Genomic DNA, 11,407 nt, shown 5'->3' with positions numbered 1-11,407 from the left:
TTTATCCCCCGCCCCCTATTTTTTACAATTTTTTTTGGGGGGGGCGGTGGTTTTTTTTTTTATTGGGGGGGGGGGGGGGGGGGGGGGGGGGCCAAAGGAACCCCCCTAGCCCACCCACCGCACGCCCGCATAAGAAGCCCCCGCCACCACCACCCACGCACACAGCCCAAGCGCCGCCACCCGCCCGCCCGTCCGGGTGAGCGACGGCAGATCCACCGCGGCGCCGAGCCCGAACAGGGCCGCGGCCAGGAGCAGTTCCTGGGCGTGGCCCGCCAGGTCCAGTACGGAACCGGGGACCCAGCCGGTGCTCCGTACCGCGACCATCCCGATGAACCCCGCCACGAACAACGGAACCACCGGCGGCCGCTTCCCCACCCCCGCCCCCGCCCCGCGCGCAGCGGCCCGCGCCCGCAGCGCAAGCCCCACCGCGGCCACCAGCGGCGCAAGCACCGCCACCCGCATCAGCTTCACGAGGACCGCGTCGCCGAGCGCCCCCGCCCCGGCGGTCTGCGCGGTGGCCACCACCTGCCCCACATCGTGCACGCTCGCCCCGGCCCACCGGCCGAACTCCGCGTCGCTGAGCCCCAACGGCCCCTGAAGCAACGGGAGTACGGCGATGGCCAGCGTCCCGCAGAGCGTCACGAGCGCCACCGAGACCGCCGCGTCCCGCTCCTCGCTCTCCGTCACCTCGCTGACCGCCCCGATCGCGGAGGCACCGCAGATCGAGTAGCCGGTGGCGATCAGGAGCGGCTGATCGCCGGGCAGCCCCATCCGGCGGCCGAGCCACCACGTGCCGAAGAACGTCGCCGCGACCACCCCGAGCACCATCACCACCGTCGCCCAGCCGAGGCCAAGGACATCGTCCAGGCTCAGCTTCAGGCCCAGCAGGACGACGCCGAGCCGCATCAGCCGCTTTCCGGCGAGGGAGAGCCCGGCCTTGCCCCGGCCTCGTACGACGGCGCGCACCCCTGGCACATGCGCCGCCGCGAGGCCGAGCACCACCGCCGCCGTCAGCATCGGCACGGCGGGGAGCAGCGCATGCACCGCCCCGGCCGCCGCGACACCGAGCGCGGCCAGGGCGAGCCCCGGCAGCGGGCGGCCCGCGGCCGGCGACACTCCGCGCGGCCGCTGGCCAAGGAGTGCCATCAGCGGTCGGCCGGCAGCTCGTACACCCGGCGCACGCTGGTGCCGAGGCGGGAGATGTCGGCGCCGTACACATGGAGGGAGATCGCCGGCTCCGTACCGCCGTTCCACACCCGGTGGATGTCGCCGGGCGGCGCGAATCCGCAGACCGTGCCCCGCAGGTTGACCAGGTCCTCCGTGGCGACGAGCCGCGCCGCGCCGCCGGGCGCGGCCGCCGGGACCAGGCGGTAGCGCCGCTCGTGCTCCGCGCCCTCGTGGACGCCGGTCACGCACCAGGAGACGTGGTCGTGGACGGGCGTGTGCTGCCCCGGCAGCCAGACGAGGCCGACCACGGAGAAGCTGCCGTCGTGCTCGGCGTGCAGCAGATGCTGCCGGTAGCGCTCGGGGTCGCCCTCGCGCTGCCCGTCCGTGAGCAGATCGGCGGCGGTGATGTGCGGGGCGAGACACTCGCCGACCAGGTGTGCCGTGAGGTCCGGCGGTAACCCGCGGCCGACGGCCTCGCGGATGCCGGCGACGAGGGCGTCGAGGCGTTCGGTGGTGCGGTCGGCTCGGTACGCGGTGGTGGGGGTACTCATACGGGCAGCGTCCTGCCGCCCATCCATCACGTCCAACGACAGTTGTTAAGCGGTACCCCAACTCCTGCTTATGGATGGCCACTTGTGAGAGCGCTGCCGTGCCCTCAGCACCCCACCCTGTTCGCCGCCACCGCCTTCAGCTCGTCAAGGACCAGCGCCGTCGCCGGAATCCGCAGATGCTCCCGGAGCGCGTACGCCGACACCTGCCGCCGCGACGCCGGATCGAGCGCGCGTCCCGTCACATCGCGGTGCCGCAGGAAGTTGAGGACCAGGCCCGGCATCATCGCGATGCCGAGCCCCTCGGCGACCAGGCTCTGGATGACGAGATTGTCGTCCGTGGTGAACGCGATGTCCGGCGCGAAGCCCTGCTCGGCGCACTCGTGCAGGAAGTTGGCGCGACAGCGCAGACAGCCCGCGATCCAGCGCTCCCCGGCGAGATCGGCGAGCTTCACCGAACGGCGCCGCGCGAGCGGGTGCCGGGACGGCAGGAGGACCGTCAACTGGTCCTCCATGAGCGGGATTTCCACCACCTCCGCCGGTACGGCCTCGTGCAGTCCGGGGTAGTGGAAGGCCAGCGTGATGTCGCAGTCGCCGTTCACGAGCCGCTGGAGCGACTCGGGCGGTTCGTTCTCCTGAAGCTCGACGCGTACGCCGGGATGTCCTGCCGCGAGCCGGGCGAGCGCCTCGGGGATGAGGGTCGCGGTGGCGCTGGGGAAGGCGCAGACGCGTACCCGCCCGGTGCGCAGGCCCGTGATCGCGTTCATCTGCTGCTGGGCGGCGCTGATGTTGCCGAGGATGATCCCCGCGTGCCGGGACAGCGCCTCGCCCGCCTCGGTCAGCCGCATGCGCCGGCCGACCCGCGTGAAAAGCACCGTGCCGACGGACCGTTCGAGCGCCTTCATCTGCTGGGTGATCGCGGGCTGGGTATAGCCGAGCGAGCGGGCGGCGGCGGAGTAGGAGCCGGTGCGCACCACTTCATGGAACGACCTGATGTGCCGGGAATCGAACACACCTGAATCATAAGCAGGATTTGGGATGCGCGGACAGGGCGTTCCCCGGCCTTTTGGATGCCTTCTGGACCGGCCGGTGTCCGGATCCCGACTGGATCAGCCGGTCGTCCCCGTAAGCGGCGCCCGCCCGAGCCAGGCCGCCAACTCCCCATAGGCGTCCGCCCCTTCAGGAGCCTCCTGCACCGTGCCGAACGGCACGCCCTCGCCGCGTCGCTCCGCGGGCAGCGCCTGGTGCGCGAAGTCCAGCGCGAACCGCGCCAGTTCCTGGTCGAGTTCGAGCGGGCGCCCGAGCGCCTCGGACAGATCCCAGGTGTGGGTCACGAACTCCATCACGTATCCGGAGAGCGCGATCCGCCCCGGAGCGTCGCCCCACGGCACCCGCACCGGCGCGTCGAGGCGCGCGTCGTCCGCCCAGGCGTCCAGCGTGGCCGCCCTGACCTTCTCGTAGGCCGCGCCGAAGCCGTCGTCCGGCACGTCGTCGGCGTACGGCGTGACCGCGAGACCGTCGCCGCCCTCGCCGACGACCTGGATGCGCCGGGTGCCGCCGACGATGTGCGAGAGGAGCCTGCGTACGTCGTACTCGTCGCAGGGCGTGGCGGCGTCGAGCTGCTCGGGGCGCACGGTGGCGATGAGCGTCGCGATCTGTTCGGTGGCGCGGGCGAAGAGGGGGCGGGGGTCGGGAGAGACGTTCATGGCTGACTTCTTTCGTCCGTAGGTCGTCCGGAGGTCGTCCGTCGGTTCGGTCTCCGCGCGGCGCGCCCATCGCGCGGCCGTCGCTGACGGAGGAGACTCTCGCGGCATAACCTGACACCTGCCGTCAGCTTTTCCGTCATCCTTGGCGACGTGAAATCCGACCGGCTCCTCTCGATCCTGCTGCTGCTCCAGACCCGCGGCCGGGTCCCCGCGCATGAACTGGCCGACCGCCTCGAAGTCTCCGTACGCACCATCTACCGCGACATCGATGCGCTGTCCTCGTCCGGCGTCCCGGTGTACGCCGAGCGCGGCCGGCACGGCGGCATCGCGCTGCTTCCCGGCTTCCGTACGGACGTCACAGGGCTGACGCAGGACGAGTCGCGGGCCCTGTTCATCCTCGCCGCGCAGGGCGCGCACGCCGCGCTCGGACTCGACGCGGCGCTCGGCTCCGCGCTGCGCAAGGTCATGGCCGCGCTGCCCGAACCGCACCGTCCCGCCGCCGAGTTGACGAGCCGTCGGATCCTCGTCGACTCGGCGCGCTGGATGCCGGGGGCCCGCGGGTCCGGTCCCGCCGAGGTCGACCTGGACGTGCTGCAGGACGCCGTCTTCGCCGACCGGCGGCTGCGCCTTCGCTACCGGCACGGCGGCGACGCGGAGCCGAGCACCTACACCGTGGACCCCTACGGCCTCGTGTCGAAGGCGGGCGTCTGGTATCTGGTCGCGGACCGGCGCGGCGCCCCGCAGCTGTTCCGCGCCGACCGTGTGCAGTCGGCGACCCGCACGGAGGCGCCCGTCAAGCGCCGACCCGGCGTCGAACTGGCCGACATCTGGGGGGTGTTGAAGCGTCAGGTCGAGGACCGTCCGGTCGGCGTCGAGGTGACGGCGCGGGTGGCACGGGACCGCTTCGCGCTGTTCCTGCGCCTCAACGGCCATCGGGTCGCCACACCTCCCGAGGACGACGGGGAGAGCGAGTGGATCACCGTCCGTCTCGGGTACGGAGTCCTGGGCGAGGTCCATGCGCTGCTTCCGTTCGCCGCGGCCGTCGAGGTGCTCTCGCCGCCCGAGGCACGAGAAGAGCTGGCGCGGGCCGCCGCGGCCGTCACGGAGCTGTACCGAGACGTTCCGGACGCAGGAAACGGCTCAGCTCGCCGGTGAGTTCGGCGGGCGCGTCCTCCTGTACGAGATGTCCCGCGCCCTCGATCAGGCGCAGCTCGGCGCCGGGGATCAGCTTGGCCAGCTCATGGCCGCGCTCGACGGGGATCCAAGTGTCGTCGGTGCCCCAGCAGATGAGAACGGGCAGCGCCAACTCCCCGTACCGGCCCTGGATCTCGTCGGTGAACCGCTGGTCGTTCTGCTCGATCTGCCGGTAGAAGGCGGGCCTGCCCTCGTCCGTGCACCAGGGCTCGACGAGCCGGTCGAGCACCGCCGGGTGCAGCCCGCGGTGGCTCGCCGATGCGACGTACTCCCGCACCAGCGCCTCGTGCAGGGCGGGCGGCAGCTGGGCGAAGACGTCGGCGTGCGCGCCGAGCAGGCGGTAGGCGGGGGAGCCCCAGGGGGCGAGCGCCACTGGGTCGACGACGGCGATGCGGTCGTAGCGGGCGCCGTGCAGGAGGTGCGCGCGCAGGGCCACACAGCCCCCGAAGTCATGCGCCACGACGGCGGGCCGCCGCAGGCCCCAGTGGGCCAGGAGTTCGGTCAGGACGCGGGCCTGCGCGGCCAGGGACACGTCCTGCCCCGCGGCCATCTCCGAGGCGCCGTAGCCCGGCAAGTCCCAGGCGTACACGCGGTGTTCGCGGGAGAGCGCGCGGGCGACGCCGCGCCAGACGTACGACGAGAAGGGGGTGCCGTGGACCAGGACGACGGGTGGTGCGTCCTCAGGGCCGACGGCGGTCCAGCGGACGGCGCCGGTCGGCCCCGCGAAGGTGTGGTCGAGCGTCCAGTCACGGTCGGTCGTCATGGGCGTAAGGCTAGTAGCTCCTTACGGGAGAGTCGAGGATCTCGGCCGCCGGGCCTGCGGGCCTCAGTCGTCCAGCCAGTGGTGGCGGCCGAGCGACACCAGACGCAGCTGGCGGCGTGCCCGGTCCGCGACCTGTTCCTCGGCGTCGGGCGCCGCCTCAAGGAGCGTGGACGCGGTCATCACCATGTGGTCGACGTACATTCCGGCCAGCATCAGGAGGTCGTCGTCGTTCCAGCCCGCCGCCTCCGGCTCCTGGGCGAACTGGTCCTTCACCTCCTGGGCGAACAGCGCGAGTTGGTCGCCGATCGCGGACCGCACGGCCTGCACCCCGCCGTGCCGCTCGCGGGCGATGAAGCGGACGTGTGCGGGGTGGGTGCGCACATAGGTGACGATCAACTCGACCGCGGCCGCGATGCGTTCCTCGCCGTCGCCGGTCGCGGAGAGCAGCGCGGAGAGGGTCGTGTGCAAGCTGCCGAGCGCCTCCTCGACCAGGGCCACGCCCAGATCGGCCATGTCGCGGAAGTGACGGTAGAAGGCGGTCGGTGCCACTCCCACGGCACGGGTGACCTCGCGCAGGCCCAGGCTGCTCAGGCTCTGCTCCTCGAGCAGCTGGAGCGCCGCGTCGAGGAGGGCCTGCCGGGTCTTCTGCTTCTGGGCCTGCCGGACGCCGAGAGTGTGACTCATGCCATGCAGTTAACAACTGTTCTCTGAGATTGGGAAGCCGGTGGGAGTAGTAGACTCCCAAGTCAGTGAACAGTTGTAACCACAATTGTTCACCGAAACGTCACACGAGAGGCATCCCATGCTGTTCCTCGTCGCCGCCCTTCTTCTGCTCGGCGTCGCCATGGGCTCCGTGGCGCACGCGCCGCTGCCCGTCACCCTCGTCGCCGCGGCCGTCATCGGCGTATGGCTCCTGGTGTTCGCGATCCGCGAGCGCCGTGGGCAGCACCGCTCGCACCCGGGCCACCACTGATCCGTACGACACCTACAAGGAGTCGCACCATGGAACTCACCAGCACCAGCACCAGCACCAGCACCAGGACTGCCACCAGGAGCACCGCCGCCGTCACCGCCCCGGCAGCCCGGCGCGAGGCCGACGGGATGGCCGTCGCCTCGTTCGTGCTCGGCCTGCTCGGGCTGCTCGTCCTGAATCTCTTCCTCGGGCCCGTCGCGATCGTCCTCGCCGGCCTCGCGCTGCTGCGCGGCACCAGCCGGAAGGGGCGTGCCGTGCTCGGCCTCGGGCTCGGCGTGGCCGATCTCGTCGTCCTCGCCACGCTCATGTCCATGGACAACACCGTGTCGTGGGGCCTCGCCGGCTGACACCGCTTGGACGCGGGCGGTGCCATGGCTCGTAGAATCGTGCGCACCATGGCCTACCTCGACCACGCAGCGACCACTCCGATGCTTCCGGAGGCGATCGCGGCGATGACCGCCCAGCTCGCCGTCACCGGCAACGCCTCCTCATTGCATGCCGCTGGGCGCCGGGCGCGACGCACCGTCGAGGAGGCCCGCGAGACGCTCGCCGAGTCGCTCGGCGCGCGCCCCAGCGAGACCGTCTTCACCGCGGGCGGTACCGAGGCGGACAACCTCGCCGTGAAGGGCCTCTACTGGGCCCGGCGCGACGCCGAACCCGCGCGCACCCGCGTGCTCGCGAGCCCCGTCGAGCACCACGCCGTCCTGGACGCCGTGCACTGGCTCGGCGAACACGAGGGCGCCACCGTCGAGTACCTCCCCGTCGACCGGTACGGGCGCGTGCACCCCGAAGCCCTGCGCGAGGCGATCGAACGCGACCCCGCCGATGTCGCGCTCGCCACCGTCATGTGGGCCAACAACGAGATCGGCACGATCCAGCCGATCCGCGAACTGGCCGACGTGGCAGCGGAGTTCGACATTCCGTTGCATGCCGACGCGGTGCAGGCCTTCGGGCAGGTGCCCGTCGACTTCGGGGCGTCCGGGCTCGCCGCGATGACCGTATCCGGCCACAAGATCGGCGGTCCGTACGGCATCGGCGCGCTGCTCCTCGGCCGCGAGTACAGCCCCGTCCCCGTCCTGCACGGCGGCGGGCAGGAGCGCCATGTGCGCTCCGGGACGCTGGACGTGCCCGCGATCGCCGCGTTCGCCGTGGCGGGACGGCACGCCGCAGCCCAGCGCGAGTGGTTCGCCCGCGAGATCGGCGCCCTGCGCGACGAACTGGTCGCCTCGGTGCGCGCGGCGGTTCCTGAGGCGATCCTCGGGGGCGACCCCGTCGACCGGCTGCCCGCCAACGCGCACTTCACCTTCGCCGGTTGCGAGGGCGACTCCCTGCTCCTGCTGCTCGACGCCCAGGGCATCGAGTGCTCCACCGGCTCGGCGTGCACGGCGGGCGTGGCCCAGCCCAGCCACGTCCTGCTCGCCACCGGCACCGACCCCGACCTGGCCCGCGGCACGCTCCGCTTCTCCCTGGGGCACACCTCCACGAAGGCCGACGTCGACGCCGTGGCGCGGGCGATCGGCCCGGCGGTGGAGCGGGCGCGGACGGCGGGGCTGAGCTAGGCCGCCCCGATCCGATCCGTCCCCGATCCGTCTCGATCCGTCTCGATCGGTCTCATCCGCTCCGGCCGAACGGGGCTGTATCCAGCCGAATTGAGCCGAACCATGTGGTTCCGCGTCGATCCGGACCGATCCGGACCGAGCGGGAGCCGGATAGGTCACATCCTTGGAACCACCCGGGAATCCGGCCCGAGTTGATGGCGTTCTGGGTGGATATGGAAGTGGCCGACCGTCGGAGCGCGATACGACGCAGACATTCCACCGATCTATGCTTGCCGCTCGCGAGTCCGCTCCGCGCGTTCGGGGCTGCACGACGACCCCCTCATGGAGTTCACATTGAAGGCGAACCTCCGATCTCGTATCGCCGCGCGGCTCGGGCGCATCTACCTCTCCCGGATCCAGCGGAACGGGATCAGTTCCTCGACGATCGCGCGGCTGCCCGAGCCGCTGCTCGCGCCGATGCGCCGCGACGGGCTCGACCCGGTGGCCGGTCTCACCGCCAAGCAGGCGGAGCAGCCGATCTACCAGGTGCCGCTGCCGTTCGGCATGGACGCCTGGGTCGTCACGGGCTACGACGAGGTCAAGGCCGTGCTCGGCGAGACCGACGGGTTCAGCAACGACTTCACGAACCTCGCGGGCAACGCGGGCGTCTCCGAGGAGCAGAACCCCGGCGGCCTCGGTTTCAGCGACCCCCCGGTCCACACGCATCTGCGGCGCATCCTCACGCCCGAGTTCACGATGCGCAGGCTGCGGCGCCTGACGCCCCGGATCGACGCCATCGTAGAGGAGCGGCTCGACGCGATGGCCGCGTCCGAAGGGCCCGTCGACCTCGTGGAGGCCTTCGCGCTGCCGATCCCCTCGCTCACGATCTGCGAGCTGCTCGGCGTGCCCTATGAGGACCGCCACGACTTCCAGCAGCTGGCCATGGAGCGCTTCGACCTCTTCGCCGGGGCGACCGCGCCGTTCGGTGCCATATCCGCCTCGCTGTCCTACTTCAGGGACGTCGTCAAGAAGCAGCGCGAGAACCCGGGCGACGGGCTCCTCGGCATGATCGTCAAGGAGCACGGCGACACCGTCGACGACGAGGAGCTCGCGGGCCTCGCCGACGGCATCCTGACCGGCGGCTTCGAGACCACCGCGAGCATGCTGGCGCTCGGCTCGCTGCTCCTGCTCCAGCACCCGGACGCCGCCGCACGGCTGCGCGACGACGACGCGGCGACGTCCCCCTTCGTGGAGGAGGCGCTGCGCTATCTGACCGTCGTGCAGGTGGCCTTCCCGCGCTTCGCCCGCGAGGACATCGAGATAGCCGGGGTGCGCATCCCCAAGGGCGACCTCGTCCTGTGCTCCCTCAGCGGCGGCAACCGCGACGCCAAGTACACCGCGGACGGCGGCGGCTTCGACCCGGACCGCAAGGCTTCGGGGCATCTCGCCTTCGGGTACGGCATCCACCGCTGCATCGGCGCCGAACTGGCCCGCATGGAGCTGCGCGCCGCCTACCCGGCCCTGGTGCGGCGCTTCCCCGAGATGCGCCTTGCGGTCGCCCCCGACGACCTCGCGTTCCGCAAGCTGTCGATCGTCTACGGCGTGGAGTCCCTGCCCGTACACCTTCGGTGACGGCGGTCAGAAGTCAGGCGAGGGCGGTGCGGGCGTCCCGCACGAGCCGTATGTACCGGTCCCAGTCCCAGTGCGGACCGGGATCGGTGTGGTCCGTGCCCGGCACCTCCACATGGCCGACGATGTGCTCCCGGTCCACGGGGATGTCGTACCGCTTGCAGATTCCCGCCGTGAGCCGCGCCGACGACGCGTACATGGCATCAGTGAACGAGGACTTCTTGTCGACGAAGCCCTCGTGCTCGATGCCGACGCTCCGTTCGTTGTAGCTCCTGTTCCCCGCGTGGAACGCGACGTCCAGCTCGCGGATCATCTGGGCGACATGCCCGTCCTTGCGCACCACGTAGTGCGCGGCCGCGCCGTGCGCCGGGTCCTTGAACACCCGCAGCGCCGTCGCGTACCCACCCTGGACGACGTGGATGACGACCATGTCGATCTCGTAGTCGTCGGGTCGGTCCGCGCGCCGCCAGTTGTAGTCGGACGCGGCGACCCACTGCGCGCCCTTGGCGTCGACCTCGCCCTCCTTGCGCTTCTTGACCACGCCGGGCAGCCGCCACCACAGCCGGCCGAGCTCGTCCGCGGCGAGCGCGGCCGTGCCTGCGGCCGCCACCGCGCCGCCGATCAGCAGCGTCCGCCGGTTGACGCCCCGGCGCCCCGGCTTCCGCTCCGCCGTCGTGTCCTTTTCTTCCCCCATGTGATCGTGAACGCTTACTCACGGGCGCCTGGTTCCCGCGGCCCCGTACCCTGTTAGAGCTATGACTGAGACCCAGACCCCGCAGCGCCCCCGCCCCCTTCGCGTTCTCGCCGCCATGTCCGGCGGCGTGGACTCCGCCGTCGCCGCCGCCAGGGCCGCCGAAGCAGGGCACGACGTGACCGGAGTGCACCTGGCGCTCTCGGCGAACCCGCAGTCGTTCCGCACGGGCGCGCGAGGCTGCTGCACCATCGAGGACTCGCGCGACGCCCGCCGCGCCGCCGACGTCATCGGCATCCCGTTCTACGTATGGGACCTCGCCGAGCGGTTCCGCGAGGACGTGGTCGACGACTTCATCGCCGAGTACGAGGCGGGGCGCACCCCCAACCCGTGCCTGCGCTGCAACGAGAAGATCAAGTTCGCCGCGCTCCTGGACAAGGCGCTCGCGCTCGGCTTCGACGCGGTGGTCACGGGCCACTACGCGAAGGTGATCACGCACGAGGACGGCACCCGCGAACTGCACCGGGCCTCCGACATGGCCAAGGACCAGAGTTACGTCCTCGGGGTCCTCGACGACCGCCAGCTCGCCCACGCGATGTTCCCCCTCGGTGACACGGTCACCACCAAGGAGGAGATCCGCGCGGAGGCCGAGGAGCGCGGCCTGGCCGTCGCCAAGAAGCCCGACAGCCACGACATCTGCTTCATCGCCGACGGCGACACCCAGGGCTTCCTCGCGGACCGCCTGGGCAAGGCGGAGGGCGACATCGTGGACGCCGACGGGAACAAGCTGGGCACCCACGAGGGCGCGTACGGCTACACGATCGGCCAGCGCAAGGGACTGCGCATCGGCACCCCCGCCCCCGACGGCAAGCCCCGCTACGTCCTGGACATCTCGCCCGTGAACAACACGGTGACGGTCGGCCCGGCCGACGCCCTGGACGTGACGGCCCTGACGGCCATCAAGCCCCGCTGGTGCGGCGTGGCCCCCTCCGGGCCCGGCACGTACACCGCGCAGCTGCGGGCCCACGGCGGCGAGACGGAGGTGACCGCCGAGCTCGTCGACGGCACCCTGCACGTCTCCTTCGCCGAGCCCGTACGCGGCGTGGCCCCAGGCCAGGCGGTCGTCCTCTACGACGGCACGCGCGTGGTGGGGTCGGCGACGATCGCGGCGACGGAGCGGGCCGCCGCGGTGGCCTAG

The 11,407-nt window shown here is 71.7% G+C and carries 13 protein-coding genes; 6 read left to right on the top strand and 7 right to left on the bottom strand.

The window, feature by feature from the left end; genetic code table 11:
• Nucleotides 1-105 precede the first annotated feature (105 nt).
• From ACFWY6_RS22120 to ACFWY6_RS22105, 4 genes are all read right to left on the bottom strand, one after another.
• Entirely contained in the window at nt 106-1,146 is a 1,041-nt protein-coding gene (locus ACFWY6_RS22120; RefSeq protein WP_384692943.1) for a YeiH family protein, read from the bottom strand.
• Entirely contained in the window at nt 1,146-1,718 is a 573-nt protein-coding gene (locus ACFWY6_RS22115; RefSeq protein WP_384692941.1) for a cysteine dioxygenase, read from the bottom strand. The genes ACFWY6_RS22120 and ACFWY6_RS22115 overlap by 1 nt, the downstream gene beginning before the upstream one ends.
• Nucleotides 1,719-1,822: 104 nt before the next feature.
• The gene (locus tag ACFWY6_RS22110; RefSeq protein WP_384692938.1) at nt 1,823-2,728 is read right to left on the bottom strand and encodes a LysR family transcriptional regulator; all 906 of its coding nucleotides are present in this window, start codon (nt 2,726-2,728) and stop codon (nt 1,823-1,825) included.
• 96 nt (nt 2,729-2,824) lie between these two features.
• A complete protein-coding gene (locus ACFWY6_RS22105) occupies nt 2,825-3,421 on the bottom strand; it encodes a TIGR03086 family metal-binding protein (RefSeq protein ID WP_384692936.1) in 597 nt (198 codons plus the stop codon).
• Between the two features lie 150 nt (nt 3,422-3,571).
• On the opposite strand from ACFWY6_RS22105, the gene ACFWY6_RS22100 reads away from it, so the two are divergent.
• Nucleotides 3,572-4,576: a helix-turn-helix transcriptional regulator gene (locus ACFWY6_RS22100; protein ID WP_384692933.1), complete on the top strand. Its 1,005-nt coding sequence runs from the start codon at nt 3,572-3,574 to the stop codon at nt 4,574-4,576.
• On the opposite strand, the gene ACFWY6_RS22095 is transcribed toward ACFWY6_RS22100, so the two are convergent.
• Complete coding sequence (locus ACFWY6_RS22095) at nt 4,521-5,378, bottom strand: alpha/beta fold hydrolase (RefSeq protein ID WP_384692930.1); 858 nt, start codon at nt 5,376-5,378, stop codon at nt 4,521-4,523. The genes ACFWY6_RS22100 and ACFWY6_RS22095 overlap by 56 nt on opposite strands.
• 63 nt (nt 5,379-5,441) lie before the next feature.
• Nucleotides 5,442-6,062 (bottom strand): TetR family transcriptional regulator, encoded by a 621-nt coding sequence (locus ACFWY6_RS22090; RefSeq protein ID WP_384692928.1) that lies wholly within the window; start codon nt 6,060-6,062, stop codon nt 5,442-5,444.
• A 118-nt stretch (nt 6,063-6,180) separates the two neighbouring features.
• Between ACFWY6_RS22090 and ACFWY6_RS22085 the strand changes: the two genes are divergently transcribed.
• The 4 genes from ACFWY6_RS22085 to ACFWY6_RS22070 all read left to right on the top strand — a co-directional run bounded on the left by ACFWY6_RS22085 (nt 6,181) and on the right by ACFWY6_RS22070 (nt 9,521).
• Nucleotides 6,181-6,351, top strand: coding sequence for a hypothetical protein (locus tag ACFWY6_RS22085; RefSeq protein WP_384692926.1), 171 nt, complete (start codon nt 6,181-6,183; stop codon nt 6,349-6,351).
• Between the two features lie 29 nt (nt 6,352-6,380).
• Nucleotides 6,381-6,698 carry a DUF4190 domain-containing protein gene (locus ACFWY6_RS22080; RefSeq protein ID WP_384692924.1) on the top strand — a complete coding sequence of 106 codons (318 nt, stop codon included), beginning with the start codon at nt 6,381-6,383 and terminating at the stop codon, nt 6,696-6,698.
• Nucleotides 6,699-6,746: 48 nt separating this feature from the next.
• Nucleotides 6,747-7,910, top strand: a complete 1,164-nt coding sequence (locus tag ACFWY6_RS22075) for a cysteine desulfurase family protein (protein ID WP_384692949.1) — start codon at nt 6,747-6,749, stop codon at nt 7,908-7,910.
• 321 nt (nt 7,911-8,231) lie between these two features.
• Complete coding sequence (locus ACFWY6_RS22070; protein WP_384692921.1) at nt 8,232-9,521, top strand: cytochrome P450; 1,290 nt, start codon at nt 8,232-8,234, stop codon at nt 9,519-9,521.
• 13 nt (nt 9,522-9,534) lie between these two features.
• Here ACFWY6_RS22070 and ACFWY6_RS22065 read toward each other — a convergent pair whose 3' ends face one another.
• The gene (locus tag ACFWY6_RS22065; RefSeq protein ID WP_384692918.1) at nt 9,535-10,212 is read right to left on the bottom strand and encodes an N-acetylmuramoyl-L-alanine amidase; all 678 of its coding nucleotides are present in this window, start codon (nt 10,210-10,212) and stop codon (nt 9,535-9,537) included.
• A gap of 61 nt (nt 10,213-10,273) precedes the next feature.
• On the opposite strand from ACFWY6_RS22065, the gene mnmA reads away from it, so the two are divergent.
• Nucleotides 10,274-11,407, top strand: coding sequence for a tRNA 2-thiouridine(34) synthase MnmA (mnmA, locus tag ACFWY6_RS22060; protein ID WP_384692915.1), 1,134 nt, complete (start codon nt 10,274-10,276; stop codon nt 11,405-11,407).

The organism is Streptomyces sp. NPDC059037, assembly GCF_042740015.1.
GTDB lineage: Bacteria > Actinomycetota > Actinomycetes > Streptomycetales > Streptomycetaceae > Streptomyces.
Note: the sequence above shows the minus strand (reverse complement) of the source record. Positions and strands in the feature narration are given on the sequence as shown.

Bases quoted from the DNA above. Each gene is read 5' to 3' on its own strand.
- ACFWY6_RS22120 (WP_384692943.1), bottom strand. From the start codon at position 1,146: ATGGCACTCCTTGGCCAGCGGCCGCGCGGAGTGTCGCCGGCCGCGGGC.
- ACFWY6_RS22115 (WP_384692941.1), bottom strand. From the start codon at position 1,718: ATGAGTACCCCCACCACCGCGTACCGAGCCGACCGCACCACCGAACGC.
- ACFWY6_RS22105 (WP_384692936.1), bottom strand. From the start codon at position 3,421: ATGAACGTCTCTCCCGACCCCCGCCCCCTCTTCGCCCGCGCCACCGAA.
- ACFWY6_RS22095 (WP_384692930.1), bottom strand. From the start codon at position 5,378: ATGACGACCGACCGTGACTGGACGCTCGACCACACCTTCGCGGGGCCG.
- ACFWY6_RS22090 (WP_384692928.1), bottom strand. From the start codon at position 6,062: ATGAGTCACACTCTCGGCGTCCGGCAGGCCCAGAAGCAGAAGACCCGG.
- ACFWY6_RS22085 (WP_384692926.1), top strand. From the start codon at position 6,181: ATGCTGTTCCTCGTCGCCGCCCTTCTTCTGCTCGGCGTCGCCATGGGC.
- ACFWY6_RS22080 (WP_384692924.1), top strand. From the start codon at position 6,381: ATGGAACTCACCAGCACCAGCACCAGCACCAGCACCAGGACTGCCACC.
- ACFWY6_RS22075 (WP_384692949.1), top strand. From the start codon at position 6,747: ATGGCCTACCTCGACCACGCAGCGACCACTCCGATGCTTCCGGAGGCG.
- ACFWY6_RS22070 (WP_384692921.1), top strand. From the start codon at position 8,232: ATGGAGTTCACATTGAAGGCGAACCTCCGATCTCGTATCGCCGCGCGG.
- ACFWY6_RS22065 (WP_384692918.1), bottom strand. From the start codon at position 10,212: ATGGGGGAAGAAAAGGACACGACGGCGGAGCGGAAGCCGGGGCGCCGG.
- mnmA (WP_384692915.1), top strand. From the start codon at position 10,274: ATGACTGAGACCCAGACCCCGCAGCGCCCCCGCCCCCTTCGCGTTCTC.